This window comes from Pseudoalteromonas sp. SCSIO 43210 (assembly GCF_054133285.1).
Map to the genome: position 1 here is coordinate 1,926,852 of NZ_CP087225.1, position 18,677 is coordinate 1,945,528.

Consider the following 18,677-nt stretch of genomic DNA (forward strand, 5'->3'; position numbering starts at 1 on the left):
AATAAGGATGTTTTCACGCTAAGATAGGTAAAGTGTCCTCTGATAAAGTTGTTATATGAATCCTTATAAATCGGTGCATCATTCTGAAACTAATATCTGACTATCTTAAATTTTGGTTGATAAACTATTTCTCAAAATATATTTGCCCAGACCGTTTTTCATTAAGTTCTGATGAAACGAAAAAATACAACTTCTTTGAAGTGCATATTTTTGTCCCTGAAGGGGAAATCAAAGAACTTGCTAATATTCCATCTAAAAACCGCGGGGCGCTAAGAATTAATTTTGAATTCATGCCTTCGAAAAATTCAGCTAGATGGGGAGGTATTCTAGCAGGACGTATGAAGAGAAGGCACGATTCTGAATTTTCAGACTGTTTAATGTCCATTGATCACCTCCGATATGCTCGAATTGATGTGAATTACTATTTTAAAGGTTGGGATGTTCGTGAACAGAAATGTTCACTTTATATGCTTATAAAGTTATTTTTGTTAAGGGCTACCGGAGCAATATATTTAAGTATACTCAAACACAAAATCTTTACTTATTTTCGTAAAGTAACCGTTTTTAGACGCCTTAGAACACCACTCAGAAGTAAATTCGAAATTTATGAAGCTCTGATGAATAATGATGATTTTCTTCAGAGAGGTACATTTAGGAAAAGTGAGTTATCAAAATCATTATTTGGTAACCACTATGTAGGTGAATTTAAAGTTTATCAGCAAGTATCTCAATCTTTAGATTGGATTCTTGAGTCCTGCGTTGAGGATGGAGAAGTTCAAAAAATCTCGCATCAGAATGAACATGACCCATTGTATAAAATGAAAGGAAAGGGCATACATTACTTTACCCTTACAAAAGAAAGCATAAAAAACAATGAATCTGCAAACATTATTCAAAAGCGACAGGTGGCAATTCAGAGACGAATGGCTTGGCTTACATTTTTACTTGTAATAGGTACCTTTCTTACGACTATTGATAAATGGGAAAAAGCCAAAGAGCTATTTATATCAATCGTGGAACCTATTTTTCCATATATTGAAATGGTTCACAGTACATTCACATAACAAGGAGCTAAGGTTACGACCGTCCGCCACTGGCACTGGGCTGTCATTGATATTAACTATCAACTCAGCTCTTTTATCGCTCTACTTATTCCATCTAAACTCAGCGCATACATGCGGTTGTTCATTAGCTCTTTTATAAAGCCAATCGATTGATAGTACGGCCAGTGTTCAACGGGTTGTGGGTTGAGCCAAGCGACTTTATCAAAGTGGTTTGTTATACGTTGCAACCATGCACTGCCGGGCTCTTCGTTGTAGTGTTCTACCGAGCCTCCCGCATAAGCTATTTCGTAAGGGCCCATAGTGGCATCGCCAACAAATATTACTTTGTAGTCGCTGGTAAATTTATTAATCAGCGTCATGGTGTCGATTACGTTTGAGTGGCGGCGTGCGTTGTCTTGCCAGACGTGCTCGTATAAACAGTTATGAAAGTAGTAAAACTCTAGGTGTTTAAATTCGCTGTGGGCGGCGCTAAATAGCTCTTCGCAGGTATGAATGTAGTCATCCATTGAGCCGCCAATATCAAACAGCATGAGTACTTTTACTGCATTGTGGCGCTCGGGCGCCATTTTTACATCAAGCATGCCGCCTTGTTTAGCTGTCGCGCGAATAGTCTCGTTTAAATCAAGCATGTCGCTTGCGCCAGTGCGGGCAAATTTACGTAGTTTTTTAAGGGCGAGTTTAATAGTACGCGAGCCAATTTCGCGATCCGTGTCGAGGTTTTTGTATTCTCGTTTGTCCCACACTTTTACCGCTTGGCGGTTACGGTTGCCGTCTTGCCCTATACTCACACCTTCTGGGTTATAGCCGTATGCCCCAAAAGGTGATGTGCCGCCAGTGCCCACCCATTTATTGCCGCCAGCGTGGCGTTTTTGTTGCTCTTCTAAACGCTCTTTTAGGGTTTTCATAAGCTCGTCGAGCCCGCCCATAGCTTTAAGTTGGGCTTTTTCTTCATCGCTTAGGTTTTTTTCGAATTCTTTACGTAGCCAGTCTTCAGGTAAGTTGTGCTGTTGCTTTAAGCTCTCGAGCAAATCGAGGTCAGCAATACCACTAAAATAGTCGCTAAAGGCTTTGTCGAACCGGTCAAAGTGCGTTTCGTCTTTTACCATTATAGTGCGTGCTAAATGGTAAAAGGCGTCTACGTCGGCAAATATAACGCCTTTTTTTAAGGCGTTAATTAAATCGAGCAGTTCGCGCAGGCTTACAGGTAGGCGGTATTCACGCAGTTTGAAGAAAAACGCAATCAACATCTTAACGGCGGCTCATAAAGGCTAATTTTTCGATTAGGCTTATGTCTTGCTCATTTTTAAGTAATGCGCCAAACATGGGCATTAAACCGCCTTTTTGTGCTTTGTCGTGCAGTGTTTTAGCGTCTATGTCTTCTGCCATAAGTAGTTTAAGCCAGTCGAGTAATTCACTGGTGGAAGGCTTCTTTTTAAGGCCGCTTGCTTCGCGCAGGTTAAAAAACACCTCGAGTGCTTGGCGTACTAAATCTTGTTTAACGTTAGGGTAGTGCACGTCAATAATTTGCTGCATTTCATCGCTGCTAGGAAAATCAATGTAATGAAAAAAGCAGCGGCGTAAAAATGCGTCCGGTAATTCTTTTTCGTTATTTGATGTGATGATCACAATAGGGCGCTCTTTTGCGACAATGCGTTCATTAGTTTCGTAAACATGAAACTCCATTTTATCAAGCTCAAGTAGTAAGTCGTTTGGGAACTCTATGTCGGCTTTGTCTATTTCATCAATTAATAGTACTGGGCGTTTGCCGTTAAGCTCTGCATACGTAAATGCCTGCCAAAGCTTACCTTTAACGATGTAGTTACTAATGTTGTGTACGCGCTCGTCACCTAATTGGCTGTCGCGCAGGCGCGAAACTGCGTCGTACTCATATAAGCCTTGCTGCGCTTTAGTAGTCGATTTTATATGCCACTGAATAAGCGTGGTATCTAAGCTTTTAGCCAACTCCTCAGCCAGCATAGTTTTACCTGTGCCAGGTTCGCCTTTAATTAAAAGTGGTTTTTCGAGCATAATGGCAGCATTTACAGCTTGTTTAAGCGCGCTACTCGCTATGTAATTGTCAGTTGAATTAAATTGCACGGTGTACCCTTGTCTGGTCTGAGCAGTAAGTTATTTTGTTATAATGCCATAGTTAAGCAGCAGGTCCAATATAAGCAAAACGCGGTATAGTTTTACTGTCTTTTTCAACAGTTTCTAAAAACATGCTTAATGGGCGCGCCCATATACCAAATTCACCATAAAGTGCTTGGTAAATCACAAGTTGTTCCTCGGTTTCGCTATGGGTGGCAACATGAATAACTTTATATTGCGGGCCTTTGTAGTGTTGGTATATGCCTGGTTTTAGGGAAAGTGGTTTTATTGCTGTAGTCATGTTTTGATCTCTTGTATAATTTGGCTTTGCACTTTTAATGTTAACTAATTTGCCAATACTATGAACTATATTTCTTTAGATGATTACAAAAAGGCGTGGGTTTTTCGCCACAAAGATTTACCTGTATCTGATGAAGACGCAGCAAAAATAAAGCCTATGAGCGACGAGCGCGCAGCCGTACTTTGGACAACCATGGTGAGCCGTGAGTTTGATCACCCTGATTTTTTTGAAGACACCGATTGGTGTGGTCAAGAAAAAAGCTTTAGCCAAGAAGTAGATTGGCAAGATGCGTGGGAAAATGGTGATGCGCTACCACCAGAAGCAATCTTAACGTTTTTAGATTGGGAAGCTAACACCACGGTTTACTTTTGTATGGCACGCGATAATATTATCGAAACGACGTTTGATGTATTTAAACGCAATTGGCAAAACTTTATGTTTTTAGCTGATGGCAGTTTATTAATTGGTAAAAAGCGTAATACGGTTGTGCAATTTTTAGAATCAGGTAAAGCTAAATTAGGTGAAAAGCCAAGCGCTTAAATTAGTATGTAATGCTTAAAAAGCATTCAGTACTGTGCTATAAAACATTTACCTAAATGTTTTTGAGTAGAGCTATTGGTAGCGAAAAATCAGTCACTTGGTGCTCTGCAACAAGTTGAAATTTGGCAAACTGATGCGCAAAAAGTGTTATATGCACAATTGTGCAATGCATTTTATCAGCGTGAGGTTTTGCGTTTAGTCGCAGAGCCTAATGCTGATAAGCTACGTCGGCAGTTAAAAAGCCTACCCTATTATATTGAGCGAGCGGCAACGTTAGTTGCCAATGGTGACACACCTTTTACGTTGGACTCGCAAAATGGGTCTTGGCTTGAAAAACAAAAACCGACACCACCCGATGTGAATGTTCAAGCTAATGAACTTTTTTATCAAACACATGCCAAAGTGGGGTTAATAGTGCCTGCTATATTGCATGGCTACGATCAGGTGCGCCTGAGAATAGACAGTATTGATCAGTTAGATGAAAATAAGCTGCATTGTAACGAGCTAGGTTGGTTTGATTTTTTAGGTAATGGGCTTGAGCAGCAAAACGCTCAGTTAATAAAGCCAAGTAAGGTAAGTTTTACCGCAGCTTGTTGTGGGCATCAATGGCAGTTTTCAAAGCGCTGCTCACCACGGCTCTTATCACTACGCGAAATGCTTTTAGCGGGTAGTATTAATTGGCGCAATTTAAAGCGCCCTTTAGCTTAATAAAGTTAAGGTATTCGGGATTTAAAATAAGGAGTGTTAAATGCGATTTTTTCAAGCTTGCTTATTGTGCTTAGCACTGTTTGTGCAATATAGATTATGGTTTGGTCATAATGGCGTACAAGACTACACGCGATTAAAAGGTGCTGTCGCATCACACCAACACACTAACGAAAAGCTTATTAAACGAAATAAAGTGCTTACAGCTGATATAGAAGATTTAAAGCTTGGCCAAGAAGGTATTGAAGAGCGTGCACGCAACGAATTGGGAATGATTAAACCGGACGAAACATTTATTCGTGTTTTACCGGGCAAACAATATGACAAATAAACAGACTATTGCAGCAATTGTACCTGCTGCAGGTGTTGGCAGTAGAATGCAGCACAATGCGCCTAAGCAATACATACAATTAGCGGGTAAAACCATTTTAGAACACACCTTAGCTAAACTTTCTCAATTACCTAAATTAAGCACTATTGTTGTTGCTCTTAGCGACAGCGACCCCTATTTTGACGAACTTTCATTCGCTGATAAGCGCATTGTTCGCGCCAGTGGCGGAAATGAACGTGCCGATTCAGTGCTCAATAGCTTACTTTTTTTAGCGCCCAATCCTCCAGCATGGGTGCTGGTACATGATGCTGCACGCCCGTTAGTTAATATTAGTGATATAGAACGCTTAATTGATGAATGCATGTGTGCTGACGAAGGTGGTATTTTAGCTAGCAAAGTAAAAGACACCATAAAACGTGGCCGCACACATGCCCTACAAACTGTGCCACGAGACGATTTATGGCAAGCACTTACCCCACAATTTTTTAAATATGACGAGCTTAAAAATGCACTTCAAAACGCATTAGCAAGTGGGGCAACTATTACCGATGAAGCCAGTGCTATTGAATGGGCGGGCAAACCGGTAAAGCTTGTGGCAGGGCGCAGCGACAATATTAAAATAACCACACCAGAGGATTTAGATTTGGCTGGGTTTTTATTACATAAACAACAAAACGAGAGTGCATTATGATACGAATTGGCCATGGTTTTGACGTACATAAATTTGGCGGCGAAGGCCCGTTAACTATTTGTGGTGAAAAAATTGATTACCCACAGGGCTTTTTAGCGCACTCCGATGGCGATGTTGCTATTCATGCATTATGTGATGCTATTTTAGGCTCCCTTGCTATGGGTGATATTGGTAAGCACTTTCCCGATACAGCTAGTGAGTATGAAAATATCGACAGTCGTATTTTACTTCGCCATGTGGTGGGCTTAGCTAAAGAGCAAGGTTACGTACTTGGCAATGGCGATGTGACTATTGTTGCGCAAGCGCCAAAAATGCTGCCACATATTCAAGCTATGCGTGCTAATTTAGCCAGTGATTTAAATTGTGACCTTTGCCAAATTAACGTTAAAGCCACTACTACCGAAAAGCTAGGCTTTGAAGGGCGCAAAGAAGGTATTTCGAGCCATGCGGTGGTTATTATGAGTAAAGAGCTTGCGAGTACAAAAAACGCATGAGCGATTTAAATTATTTATACGGTGCACCGCTTTCTAAAGCTGATTTTAAAACCACTGCTGAAGACTTTATGGTTGATGAAGACTTAGGTATAGAATTTACCGGCAGTGGCGAACACGTGTGTTTGCAGGTGGTTAAAAAAGGCGAAAACACGCAATACGTTGCAAAGCTAATTGCGCAGCGTGCGGGTGTTTCACCGCGAGACGTAAGTTACGCAGGCATGAAAGATCGCCACGGTGTGTGCTCGCAGTGGTTTAGTGTAAAAGTACCGATTAAAAAGCCTATCGATTTTAGCGACTTGAATAGCGAGAGTATTTTTATTGTTTCGCAACAGCGCCACGACCGTAAGTTACGTACGGGCTGCCACAAAGGTAATAAATTTACTATTACGCTTCGTAATGTAACCAAGCCTCTTGATATTCTATGCCGTATTAACGCAGTACGCGCAGGCGTGCCTAATTACTTTGGCGAGCAGCGCTTTGGTCATGGTGGTCATAACTTAGTTATGGCTGAAAAAATGTTTGCCGGTGAGCGTATTCGCGATAAAAAGTTGCGAGGTATTATTATTTCAGCAGCACGATCGCATGTATTTAATCAGTTAGTGAGCCTGCGTGTAAAAGAGCATGGTTTAGCTAAAACAATGCACCGTGAAGTATTTATGCTCAGCGGCAGTAATGCATTTTTTGAAGATGCGATTAACGATGAAAACATTGAGCGATTAGCCACTGGCGATATTATGATGTCGGCACCTATGGTGGGTAAAAGTGAAAAAGGCTTAACCGAGCAAGAAAAAGTATGGCTTGCACCTTACCAAGCATGGTGCGATGGCTTGGGTGAACTCGGCCTTAAAAATGAGCGCAGAATGCTGCGTTTAATTCCGCAAAACTTAACGGTTGAGACCATAGATGAAACGAGTTTAAAGCTGAGTTTTGGTTTGCCTAAAGGGTGTTTTGCAACCGCATTATTACGCGAGCTGGTGGATTATACAGATGCAAGCCCACGAGAGCGCAAAGAAAAGGATAATGGCATAAATGAAGATACTGTTAAGTAACGATGATGGCGTAAATGCCAAAGGTATTGCGGTTTTATATCAGGCGCTTATACAAATTGCAGAGGTAACTCTTGTTGCGCCCGATCGCAACTGTAGTGGCGCGAGTAATTCTTTAACATTAATGAACCCGCTACGAGCGACGACACTCGAAAATGGTTTTATGTCGGTTAATGGCACGCCTACAGATTGTGTACATTTAGGTGTGAATCAGTTGGTTGATGAAAAACCAGATCTAGTTGTTGCTGGTATTAATCATGGTGCCAACTTAGGTGACGACACGCTGTATTCTGGCACAGTTGCTGCCGCGACTGAAGGACGTCATTTGGGCTTACCTGCAATTGCGGTATCGCTTTGCTCACATAAAGGCGTGCATTTTGAAACAGCTGCTGCTGTTACCGTCAATATTATTAAGGGCTTGGCTTCGCATCCGCTTCCAAAAGATCAAATAATAAATATTAATGTGCCAGATATTCCACTAAGTGAATTAAAAGGGGTGCAAGTAACACGTTTAGGCGCTCGTCATAAAGCCGAAACCATGACCAAACAAACGGATCCCTGGGGTCGTGATATTTATTGGTATGGATCGCTTGGCACCGAAAGTGATGCAGGTGAAGGCACCGACTTTTACGCAATCAATAATGGCTATGCCTCAGTTACGCCATTAAGTGTTGATATGACCGCTAAAGATAGCTTAGAAGCGGTAGGAGACTGGCTTGCCGATTTGGAGATAAACCGTGCTCGCTAATTATACGCGCAGCGCCAAAGCGTTATCTGATTTACTACAGCGCGAAGGCGTAGAAGATACCCAAGTACTGAGTGCTATTGCGAATATTCCGCGCCATGTTTTTATTGATGACGTGTTGCAACATAAAGCGTATGAGAATACAGCGTTACCCATCGGGCAAGGGCAAACTATATCGCAACCTTATATTGTTGCCCGTATGACTGAGCTACTTCGCCTTGCGGGTGTTCGCAATAAAGTACTGGAAATTGGTACTGGGTCTGGTTACCAAACTGCAATTTTAGCTAAAACGTTCACTAAAATTTATTCAGTTGAGCGTATTAAAGCCTTGCAATGGCAAGCCAAACGTCGGTTACATCAACTCGATTTATATAATGTGTCGATGAAGCATGGTGATGGCTGGCAAGGTTGGCAGTCACAAGCGCCGTTTGACGGTATTATAGTGACGGCTGCGGCCTCTAAAGTGCCAAAAGATTTACTTGCTCAATTGGCTGATGGTGGCGTGTTATTAGCCCCTATTGGTGAAAGTGATCAAAAATTAATAATGGTTATTCGCAACGGCGACGATTACACAGAACATGTTATTGCACCAGTTAGGTTTGTACCACTGGTACCTGGCGATATTGAATAGGAATTCATTTTGAAGTTGTTTACTAAGTTATATGATATGGCTCTTGTATGGGCCAAGCATCGCCATGCCGAGCGTTATTTGGCTGTAATGAGCTTTGCTGAGTCTGTTTTTTTTCCAATCCCACCTGATGTTATGCTTGCGCCTATGTCGCTTGCTCAACCTAAAAAAGCATGGCGCTTTGCAAGTTTTGCCACAATCGCATCGGTTGTTGGCGGAATAATTGGGTATTTACTCGGCTTTTGGTTATTTGAACCCGTTGTTGAGCCATTAATTGCACAAATGCACTGGCAAGAAAAGTTTGATGTCGCATTAAACTGGTTTAAAGATTACGGTGTTTGGGTTGTTTTTTTAGCTGGTTTTTCACCTATACCTTATAAAGTATTTACGATTGGCGCGGGTGTTTTACAAATGGCCTTTTTGCCTTTTTTAATTGCATCTGCCATCGGGCGCGGTGCGCGATTCTTTTTAGTTTCAGCTTTAATGAAGTGGGGCGGAGCTAAGATGGAGCAAAAATTACGTCAATATATTGAAATACTTGGTTGGGGATTAGTAGTATTAATTGCAGTAGCGTACTTTTTGTTGCGTTAAGCTTTATAAAATAACTTTTTTACATAAGGAGCTAAATACAATGAATAAACAATTTATGCGTTATGTTGCTTTATTTATTAGTATTTTGCTTTTTGGCTGCTCGTCTCGTCATGTTCCAGCACCAGTCAGCAGCCTAAATAATAATGTTAACTATTTAGATCATAAAATTAACATTAGTGGTAATAAGTATAAAGTTCAAAAAGGAGATACTTTATATTCAATTGCTTTTAGTGCAGGTCAAGATTTTCGTAAATTAGCAAAAAACAATTCTATTTCATCACCTTATGTAATATATCCTGGACAAGATATCTCTTTAATACCATTGCAGTCAGAAAATAAAAAGTCGAAAAAATATACGAATTCGAGTAAAAAGTCTAGAAAAAGAACACAAAAAAATAACAAAAAATTAAAGAAAGAGCTTGATCAGCCAAAACAACGAGAGTATGTTCAAAAACAAGCCAGTAACAAAGTTAGTAATAAAAAGTATTTGTCGAGTAGTAAGGTGAAGTGGTTTTGGCCAGCAAAAGGTAAAATTACTAAACGCTTTTCTAATAAGGAAAACGGATACAAAGGCTTACAGATTACTAATAAAAAAGGGGCTTCAGTATTAGCCGCGGCACAAGGAACGGTGGTGTACGCGGGTAACGCACTTCGAGGTTATGGTAGTTTAATCATATTGAAACATAATGATGATTACCTAAGTGCTTATGCACATAACTCGAAATTACTTGTTAAAGAAAAGCAGAAAATTAAGGCTGGACAAAAAATAGCAGAAATTGGTAATTCAGAATCTTCGGTTACGGCACTTCGTTTTGAAATTCGCTACCGAGGGCAAGCTGTCAATCCTGCTAAATACCTACCCTAATTTTAAGGTATTGATAATTGCTCGGGAGAAGGCTTATGGCTAACGCAGCAAAATTTGACAAAAACATCACGAATGATGACAAGTTCGATGATACCACCGTTGAAGAAAACACATCGTTACTTGAAAAAGTAGATGACGAAGATATATTTGCCAAAGAAGAAGTAACAAAAAACCTTGACGCCACTCAGCTTTATCTTGGTGAAATAGGTTTCTCTCCATTACTGAGTGCAGAAGAAGAAGTCTTTTTTGCACGAAAATCACTTAAAGGTTGTGACGCCTCTCGTAAACGCATGATTGAAAGCAATTTACGCTTGGTTGTTAAAATAGCTCGCCGATATAATAACCGTGGACTTGCTTTACTTGATTTAATTGAAGAGGGTAATTTAGGTTTAATCCGCGCTGTTGAAAAATTTGATCCTGAACGTGGCTTTAGATTCTCAACTTACGCGACATGGTGGATACGCCAAACAATTGAACGTGCCATTATGAATCAAACACGTACGATACGTTTGCCTATTCATGTGGTTAAAGAGCTTAATGTTTATTTACGTACCGCTCGTGAATTAACTCAAAAGTTGGACCATGAACCCACTGCTGAAGAAATTGCAGAGAGCTTAGATAGACCCGTTGAAGATGTAACAAAAATGCTACGTCTTAACGAAAAAATAGCCTCTGTTGATATGCCAATCGGCGGCGAAAATGACAGTGTGTTATTAGATATTATTCCTGATGAAAAAAGTGCAGGCCCTGAAGGCCAAGTACAAACGAATGATATAAATAAACACATTGTAGATTGGTTAGGTGAGTTAAATCCTAAACAACGCGAAGTGTTAGCACGTCGATTTGGATTACTTGGCTATGAGCCATCTACACTTGAAGATGTAGGCCGCGAAATAGGCTTAACACGTGAACGTGTAAGACAAATTCAGGTAGAAGCATTACGTCGTTTAAAAGACATTTTGCAACAAGAAGGTTTAAGTACAGACAGCTTATTTAATCAGTTTTCGTAGCTAGTTAACCTGCGCTCTGGTTAAGAGATTTACCAATGTATTGAATTATAGTGATAGTTAAATTTATTTTCTCTAGCCAAAGATTTTCAGTGAAAACAAGGCGAATTTACGCGTCAATAGCTGGCCTATTGCAAGTAAATTCAACGCAGTGAGCGCTGAAAATAGCTGCTTGAGATAGATTTATTATCCAGAGTTCAGGTTAGTTAAATAATTTAAAAGACTATGTGTGTTAAAAAGCCGAAGAATTTATTCTTCGGCTTTTTTTATGCTTGTAAATTAGATGACATAAATTACAACAATGCTTTTAGTTTATATAACAAATCGTGTGCTTGGCGTGGCGATAAGTTATCAGGGTCGATTGCGCTTAACTGCTCTTCAACTTCTGAAGGTGTACTTTGTGCAATTTCGTTATTAAAAGTAAAGGCTTGTTGTTCTGTATTTGGTGCAGTAACGCTTTGATGATTTTCAAGTAACTTAAGTTTTTGCTTTGCTTGTGCAATCACAGCTTTTGGCACACCCGCAAGAGCAGCTACCTGTAAGCCAAAGCTCTTACTTGCTGCGCCATCAAGTACTGTATGCATAAAGGCGATTGTATCGTTGTGCTCTATTGCATCAAGGTGCACGTTTACCAGACCTGTTGTTTGTTCAGCAAGTTCTGTTAACTCAAAGTAGTGTGTAGCAAATAAGGTTTTAGCTGATATTTTTGACGCTAAATGATTCGCTGTTGCATACGCAAGCGACAGCCCATCGTAAGTGCTTGTACCGCGACCAATTTCATCCATTAATACCAAAGACTGCGCCGTGGCATTATTTAAAATAGTCGCTGTTTCGGTCATTTCTACCATGAAGGTTGAGCGACCTGATGCTAAATCATCGCTTGCACCAATACGTGTAAATATGCGATCAATATTACCAATTTTAGCGCTGTCAGCGGGTACATAACTGCCAATGTGGGCCATTAGCACAATAAGTGCTGTTTGGCGCATATAGGTTGATTTACCGCCCATGTTTGGACCGGTAATAATTAACATTTTACGTTGGCTGTTTAATTCAACAGGGTTGGCAATAAACGGTTCTTTCATTACTTGTTCAACAACAGGGTGACGACCTTGTTTAATGCTAATGTTGTCGTTATCGCACAGTTCTGGTTTTGCATAATTGAGTGCAAATGCACGTTCGGCCAGATTATTTAATACGTCTAAATCAGCCAGTGCCGCGGCCATCACTTGCAGTTGTTCTATGTGTGGAGCGATAAATCTGAACAGCTCTTCGTATAGTTGCTTTTCAAGTGCGAGTGCTTTTGATTGGCTACCGAGTACTTTATCTTCGTGCTCTTTTAGCTCAGGAATAATATAGCGTTCGTTATTTTTAAGCGTTTGACGACGAATGTAGTCGGCTGGTACTAAGTGCGCGTTAGCGCGGCTTACTTCAATAAAAAAGCCATGTACGCGGTTATAACCAATTTTAAGCGTACTAATACCCGTACGTTCGCGTTCTCGCAGTTCTAGTTGATCAAGAACATCGGTTGCACCTTTACTTAAGTTACGCCATTCATCAAGTTCACTGTTGTAACCCGGGGCAATAACGCCACCATCACGAATAAGTACTGGTGGGTTTTCTATTACAGCTTGCTCTAACAATGCTTGTAAATCAGGGAGTTCAGGCGAGTGCTTGATAATATCTGTTATACGAGGATCGTTAGTATCACCTAACAAAGTATGCAGTGGTGCAAGTGCTTGTAGTGCACTGCGCAGACGCGTTAAATCGCGTGGGCGAGCAGTACATAAAGCTAGGCGGGCAATAACACGCTCTACATCACCAATCTCTTTTAATGATTCGTGCAATTCACCACACAGTTGTACATCTAAAATAGCGCTAATTGCATTTAAACGTGAATTGAGCTCATCTTTATTACGAATTGGTGTATGAATACGACGCTTTAGTAAGCGAGAACCCATTGGGGTGGCTGTTTTATCAAGTATTTGAGCAAGTGTATTTTCAAACCCGCCCGATAGATTAACGGTAAGCTCTAAATTTTTACGTGTTGCAGCATCTAAAATAACTGCGTGCTCGTTGTGCTCAAGCGTAATTGCACGAATATGCGGCAATGCAATACGTTGTGTATCTTTTACGTATTGCATTAGGCAACCTGCAGCAACAAGTGCGCTGTGGGCTTTATCAACACCAAAGCCGACTAAATCTTTAGTACCAAACTGATCGCATAATAAGTGTTGGGCCGTATCTAAGTCGAATTCCCACTCTGGGCGACGACGAGCGCCTTTTATATGCTCAATTAAATGAACGTTTTCAAAGCTTTCGCTATACAGAAGTTCTGCTGGTGATAGGCGCTGAATAGTTGAGCTAAAGGCTTCGTCGGTGTTTACTTCAACTATGTTGAAACGACCTGAATTAATATCAAGGTAGGCAATACCGTATAAGCCTTTTTTACTTTGCCAAACGCTGGTAAGGAGGTTGTCTTGTCGTTCTTGTAAAAGCGCTTCGTCAGAAATTGTACCGGGTGTAACTATGCGTACAACTTTACGATCAACGGGACCTTTACTGGTTGCAGGGTCGCCAACTTGTTCGCAAATAGCGACTGATTCGCCCATTTGGACTAGGCGTGCTAAGTAGTTTTCAACCGCATGATAAGGCACGCCCGCCATAGGGATAGGATCGCCACCGGCTTTGCCGCGATGCGTTTGTGAAATATCAAGTAATTGAGCGGCGCGTTTTGCGTCGTCAAAAAAGAGTTCGTAAAAATCGCCCATGCGATAAAACAATAAAATATCGCGATGCTCTGATTTTATTTTTAGATACTGCTGCATCATAGGGGTTTGTTGTTTTATAGTGTGTGGTGCATAAAGATCAAACGACATGTATTTACCCAAAGGCTGAATATGGAATTACATCAAGAGATTAAAACACTTGCTGCGCAATTAGGCGCTATTTTAACGGATAAATGCTTATGGATCACTACTGCTGAGTCATGTACTGGTGGCGGAGTGAGTTATGCGCTTACCGACACCCCTGGGAGCTCGGCTTATATTGACCGTGCATTTGTCACTTATAGCAATCAAGCAAAGCAAGATTTGCTCAATGTAAGTGCAAGTACATTAGCAAAGTATGGTGCTGTAAGCGAACAAACAGTGCGAGAAATGGCAGTAGGTGCTATTAAAGCAACAAACGCTAATATTGCGATAGCTGTATCGGGCATTGCCGGGCCTGGTGGTGCAACTGAAGGTAAACCTGTTGGACTTGTGTGGTTTGGCATACAAATTAATGATAAGTTGCTTACATTTAAACAAGTATTTATTGGTGATAGAGCTCAGGTTAGGTTACAAGCTATTGTATTTGCATTAAAAAATGTAATAGATGAGATAAAATAAAAAAATTAGCTTGATACTGTGATTTCATACAGTATACTTGGTTCCATTAGCTGGATTTGGAGAACAAAATGAACGATAACAAACAAAAAGCGTTAGACGCAGCACTATCACAAATTGAACGTCAATTTGGTAAAGGCTCAATTATGAAATTGGGTGATAACAAAGCGTTAAACATTGAATCTGTATCTACAGGCTCATTAGGTATTGATATTGCCTTAGGCATAGGTGGTTTACCTATGGGACGTATTGTTGAAGTGTACGGTCCTGAATCATCTGGTAAAACAACGCTTACTTTACAAGTTATCGCAGAAGCTCAAAAAGAAGGCAAAACATGTGCCTTTATCGATGCTGAGCATGCTCTAGATCCAATTTATGCACAAAAACTTGGTGTTAACATTGACGATCTTTTTGTATCGCAACCAGATACAGGTGAGCAAGCGCTAGAGATTTGTGACATGTTAGTACGTTCAAGCGCGGTAGACGTTGTTATTATTGACTCGGTTGCTGCACTTACACCAAAAGCTGAGATTGAAGGCGACATGGGCGACTCGCACATGGGCCTACAAGCACGTTTAATGTCACAAGCATTACGTAAGCTTACTGGTAATATTAAACGCTCTAACACGTTATGTATCTTCATTAACCAAATCCGTATGAAGATTGGTGTTATGTTTGGTAACCCAGAAACAACAACGGGTGGTAATGCACTTAAGTTTTACGCATCGGTACGTATTGATATTCGTCGTATTGGTTCTGTGAAAGAAGGTGATGAAGTTGTTGGTAACGAAACCCGCGTTAAAATTGTTAAAAACAAAGTAGCGCCGCCATTTAAACAAGCTGAATTTATCATCATGTACGGTGAAGGTATTTCTAAGCAAGGCGAGTTAATTGACTTAGGTGTTAAGCACAAAATTGTTGAAAAAGCAGGTGCTTGGTATAGTTACTGTGGCAACAAAGTAGGCCAAGGTAAATCTAACTCAATTAAATTTTTGAAAGAAAATCCAGAAATTGCAGATGAGATTGAAGGTAAGTTACGCGAAATGCTTTTACTAAAAGCAACTATTGAACCAGAAGATGGTGAAGATAAGTTAGGCGATGACGCAGACCTTTAAGCTATATCAAAATGAGTTTCTTAGCTTGATTTGACCCGAGCTTTAAAAAAGCGCTAACCAGTAATGGTTGGCGCTTTTTATTGTTAAAAACTTAAAGTAGATAAGATAAAAACGACACATAGAAATGTGTCGTTTTTAATTTAACCTATAAAAATCTACGGTTAAATCGCGGCGTGAGATTTGTAACCTAGTGGACTAAGCAAAAATCGAGCAACAAAGAGTTAATCGTCCCTAGAAAGAACCCAAAGGGTAGCGCATATTTGGTATTTATGCTGCGTTATCGCCTATTTATGGGGAATAACCACACTATATAGGCTCTGCCTTGCCTGAAAACCAAATATGCTGCTGCAAATTCAACCACCAAAGATAAACACGCCCTAATAGTTAAAGAATGGGCCTTAATTAAAATAGAACTTTAGAAGCGATAAGTTAAGCTAACTTTTCCGCTAATAGGGGAGCCATAAAAACCAACATTGGCTAAGCTAGTAATATGTTTTTCATCTGTGATGTTATCAATGTTAGCTTGAATTGATAAGTCTTCGCTCGCATCCCATCGAGCAAATGCGTTCATAAGTAAATAAGAATCCTGCTTAACATTACTGGCTATATTTGCTGTTTTTGATTGCCATTTTCCGGCTAAGCCAAACTGAAACTCAGGTAGTTGAGGCAGCGTATAATCCAATGAAAAATTAACAACATTTTCAGGCTCCCATTCGTGAGAACTATCGCCTGCGTCATCATTGATATCTAAGTATGTATATGCAAATACAGCATTTAGATCATCAGTTATATGTCCGGTTAATTCTAATTCAAAGCCTTGGGTATCTTGATCAGCTCCTTTATAGTAAGTAAATCCAGATGCGTTTAGCCCTGCATAAGTTGCAATATTATCTTGTTTGGCACTAAATACTGCAAAGGTTGCAAGTAGTTGATCATCAAACCATTGAGTTTTTACTCCAACTTCGTAATTAACACCTTTGCTTGGATCTAAAAAGTTACCATCGTAATCATACTGCTCTTGTGGCTGATAAATATCGGAATAGCTCACATATACATTAACATCATCATTAATTGCATACGTTGTTGCAAGGTAAGGGCTTATCTCACTTTCATCATTATTTATATCAACGCCTTGGCTAAAGCCTGTACGCTCATAATCGATAGCGTTAAAGCCTGCAATAACAAATAAGTCACTTGTTAGGTTTAATTTAGTAGAACCAAAAAAACGCTTCAAAGTAACATCAATATCAGCATACTTGGTTTGTTCACCCCAAATAGGTTCAGCTATCGCATCTAATGCGTATGGAAAAGCAGGCGCCAAGCCATAAGCTTCAGTTGTTGCTGCATCGTAAGAGTTGGTAAAAGAGTAAGATGTACTTTGCGAAATACTTCCACCAAGCATTAACTCATGTTCTTGACCAAACAAGCTGTACTCACCCTTAGCTGTTATATCAAATAAATCAGCAGAGAATTCTGTATCATATCGTCCTGGAAGGCTAACTAAACCTAAATTAGTTTCACTATCAAACATTCCATAAGGGTCATAAAGATAAAGTAATTTACTTTGATCTTCTGAGTCTTGGTAATTATAAGTTGTTTTAATTTCCCAGTTATTATCAAATACATAAGTATATTCAATAAAAGCAGTGGTATTAAGAGTGTCCCATTTAGTCCATTCTTGAGTTGGGCTCGCACTTACGTCCCACTCTGCTTGTGTACCATCGGCATATGAAAGCGGTAATCCTCCCCACATTGTTCCATCTGTATTTGCATTTTGATGTGAAGCACCAAATGAAAGTGTCGAATTACCAGTAAGTTGCCCATCAATTACTGCAGAGAAGTAAGTGCGATCGTTTTCTAAACCATCAAGGTATGAATCTGATCCTTCTACAGCACCAATAGCACGTGCAGCCCAGCTACCAGAATCTGTTAACAAAAATGAATAATCAGCTTGTAAGCGCTTTAAACCATAAGTACCTACAGAGATACCTACTTCACCTTCATTTTCATTTGTTGGGCGCTTTCGAACATAGTTAATAGTGCCCGCAGCATTACCTACACCTGTTAATTGCCCATTAGCACCACGAATAACTTCTATTTTTTCATAACCATAGCTTTCCATAGCACCAGTAACAAGACCCCAATTATTAGGTAGACCAACACCATCAACTTGAGTACTTTTAATATCAAAACCGCGAGAAGTATAGCGTGTGCGGTTAGTTTCACCTTGTTCAACAGTAATACCCGTGGCCATTTTCAATGCATCATTAATACTATTTGCTGCAAAGTTTTGAAGTTGCTCTGCGCCAATTACACTAATCGATTGTGGTGTTTCGTTAAGCTCCATCGTTAAACCGGTAGCACCTTTGCTAACGCGATCTTGGCGTACACCTACTATTAATATTTCTTCCATTTTTTCATTATTATTTTCAACTGTATTCTTAGTTGATGTTTCTTGCGCTTGAGCTGAAAAACCCATGGCTAAAACTAAAGAAGAAAGTGCAAAAGTGCGATTGAGTTTCATGTTTTCCCTTAATTAATATTTAATATTATTTGAGTTTATTTAAATAATAGCCATATTCTACTATTTAGAATTAACAAACTCAAACAAAAACTATTATCATTTGCAGGCGTGTTTATATCTAACTAATGGGGATAGAATAATCTGTTAATAGTATTATTCGATATTGTTTATAAAGTGGGCTATGGGTTGCTGGGCTTTATTTGAATTTTTTATGGTGTTGGCGATGCATTACTATTTTTAATCGCTATTAATTTTCTTTTAATTTTTCTGTAAATAGACAATTAGACAATTAGACAAGATTAGAGACTTAGATTAAATAAGTATAAAATTTTAGGTAACGGTAAGATTTTTCAATGGACTTGAATGAAGTGTATAACTCAATTTAAATTGTATTTATTTGCAATTTTGCTTTACCGCTATTACTCATAATCATGCTGTTTTATGGGATTTTAGCGACTTACAATAAATTTATAGGTGTAAAATTAAGATCTTTATTAAGCAAATAGCAAAATTTAAATAGAGCTATAAAAAAAGCGGCCAAGGCCGCTTAAGGAAG

At 39.7% G+C, this 18,677-nt stretch carries 19 protein-coding genes; 14 read left to right on the plus strand and 5 right to left on the minus strand.

Going from position 1 to position 18,677, the window contains the following annotated elements; all coding sequences use genetic code 11:
• The first annotated feature begins 116 nt into the window (after positions 1-116).
• A complete protein-coding gene (locus LOS73_RS08260; protein WP_457934812.1) occupies positions 117-1,064 on the plus strand; it encodes a hypothetical protein in 948 nt (315 codons plus the stop codon).
• Between the two features lie 59 nt (positions 1,065-1,123).
• Here LOS73_RS08260 and LOS73_RS08265 read toward each other — a convergent pair whose 3' ends face one another.
• From LOS73_RS08265 to LOS73_RS08275, 3 genes are read right to left on the minus strand one after another with little or no spacing between them, the layout of a single operon-like run.
• Positions 1,124-2,311, minus strand: coding sequence for a vWA domain-containing protein (locus tag LOS73_RS08265; RefSeq protein WP_457934813.1), 1,188 nt, complete (start codon positions 2,309-2,311; stop codon positions 1,124-1,126).
• A gap of 1 nt (position 2,312) precedes the next feature.
• Complete coding sequence (locus LOS73_RS08270) at positions 2,313-3,161, minus strand: AAA family ATPase (protein ID WP_457934814.1); 849 nt, start codon at positions 3,159-3,161, stop codon at positions 2,313-2,315.
• 52 nt (positions 3,162-3,213) lie between these two features.
• Positions 3,214-3,453, minus strand: coding sequence for a DUF1653 domain-containing protein (locus tag LOS73_RS08275; protein WP_008135296.1), 240 nt, complete (start codon positions 3,451-3,453; stop codon positions 3,214-3,216).
• A gap of 60 nt (positions 3,454-3,513) precedes the next feature.
• On the opposite strand from LOS73_RS08275, the gene LOS73_RS08280 reads away from it, so the two are divergent.
• The 11 genes from LOS73_RS08280 (at position 3,514) to rpoS (ending at position 11,099) form a co-directional block, all read left to right on the plus strand.
• Entirely contained in the window at positions 3,514-3,993 is a 480-nt protein-coding gene (locus tag LOS73_RS08280; RefSeq protein ID WP_002958965.1) for a DUF2947 domain-containing protein, read from the plus strand.
• Positions 3,994-4,068: 75 nt separating this feature from the next.
• Positions 4,069-4,701: a hypothetical protein gene (locus LOS73_RS08285; protein ID WP_457934815.1), complete on the plus strand. Its 633-nt coding sequence runs from the start codon at positions 4,069-4,071 to the stop codon at positions 4,699-4,701.
• Positions 4,702-4,741: 40 nt separating this feature from the next.
• Positions 4,742-5,029 (plus strand): cell division protein FtsB, encoded by a 288-nt coding sequence (gene ftsB / locus LOS73_RS08290; protein WP_007376067.1) that lies wholly within the window; start codon positions 4,742-4,744, stop codon positions 5,027-5,029.
• Positions 5,019-5,720, plus strand: coding sequence for a 2-C-methyl-D-erythritol 4-phosphate cytidylyltransferase (gene ispD / locus LOS73_RS08295; protein WP_457934816.1), 702 nt, complete (start codon positions 5,019-5,021; stop codon positions 5,718-5,720). The genes ftsB and ispD overlap by 11 nt, the downstream gene beginning before the upstream one ends.
• Positions 5,717-6,214 (plus strand): 2-C-methyl-D-erythritol 2,4-cyclodiphosphate synthase, encoded by a 498-nt coding sequence (gene ispF / locus LOS73_RS08300; protein WP_007376069.1) that lies wholly within the window; start codon positions 5,717-5,719, stop codon positions 6,212-6,214. Before ispD ends, ispF begins: the two co-directional genes overlap by 4 nt.
• Complete coding sequence (truD, locus tag LOS73_RS08305; RefSeq protein WP_007376070.1) at positions 6,211-7,263, plus strand: tRNA pseudouridine(13) synthase TruD; 1,053 nt, start codon at positions 6,211-6,213, stop codon at positions 7,261-7,263. Before ispF ends, truD begins: the two co-directional genes overlap by 4 nt.
• Complete coding sequence (gene surE, locus LOS73_RS08310) at positions 7,244-8,008, plus strand: 5'/3'-nucleotidase SurE (RefSeq protein WP_457934817.1); 765 nt, start codon at positions 7,244-7,246, stop codon at positions 8,006-8,008. Before truD ends, surE begins: the two co-directional genes overlap by 20 nt.
• A complete protein-coding gene (locus LOS73_RS08315; RefSeq protein WP_033028946.1) occupies positions 7,998-8,636 on the plus strand; it encodes a protein-L-isoaspartate(D-aspartate) O-methyltransferase in 639 nt (212 codons plus the stop codon). The genes surE and LOS73_RS08315 overlap by 11 nt, the downstream gene beginning before the upstream one ends.
• Before the next feature lie 9 nt (positions 8,637-8,645).
• A complete protein-coding gene (locus tag LOS73_RS08320; RefSeq protein ID WP_457934818.1) occupies positions 8,646-9,224 on the plus strand; it encodes a YqaA family protein in 579 nt (192 codons plus the stop codon).
• A gap of 40 nt (positions 9,225-9,264) precedes the next feature.
• A complete protein-coding gene (locus LOS73_RS08325) occupies positions 9,265-10,089 on the plus strand; it encodes a peptidoglycan DD-metalloendopeptidase family protein (RefSeq protein WP_457934819.1) in 825 nt (274 codons plus the stop codon).
• Between the two features lie 35 nt (positions 10,090-10,124).
• A complete protein-coding gene (rpoS, locus tag LOS73_RS08330; protein WP_007376075.1) occupies positions 10,125-11,099 on the plus strand; it encodes an RNA polymerase sigma factor RpoS in 975 nt (324 codons plus the stop codon).
• A gap of 290 nt (positions 11,100-11,389) precedes the next feature.
• On the opposite strand, the gene mutS is transcribed toward rpoS, so the two are convergent.
• Positions 11,390-13,975, minus strand: coding sequence for a DNA mismatch repair protein MutS (gene mutS, locus LOS73_RS08335; protein WP_457934820.1), 2,586 nt, complete (start codon positions 13,973-13,975; stop codon positions 11,390-11,392).
• Positions 13,976-13,996: 21 nt separating this feature from the next.
• Here mutS and LOS73_RS08340 point away from each other — a divergent pair, with 21 nt between their 5' ends.
• Both LOS73_RS08340 and recA read left to right on the plus strand, forming a co-directional pair.
• Complete coding sequence (locus LOS73_RS08340) at positions 13,997-14,485, plus strand: CinA family protein (protein ID WP_457934821.1); 489 nt, start codon at positions 13,997-13,999, stop codon at positions 14,483-14,485.
• 68 nt (positions 14,486-14,553) lie between these two features.
• Positions 14,554-15,597, plus strand: coding sequence for a recombinase RecA (recA, locus tag LOS73_RS08345; protein WP_007376078.1), 1,044 nt, complete (start codon positions 14,554-14,556; stop codon positions 15,595-15,597).
• 415 nt (positions 15,598-16,012) lie between these two features.
• Here the strand turns inward: recA and LOS73_RS08350 are convergent, their stop codons facing one another.
• Positions 16,013-18,121 (minus strand): TonB-dependent siderophore receptor, encoded by a 2,109-nt coding sequence (locus tag LOS73_RS08350; protein WP_457934822.1) that lies wholly within the window; start codon positions 18,119-18,121, stop codon positions 16,013-16,015.
• Between the last annotated feature and the right edge of the window lie 556 nt (positions 18,122-18,677).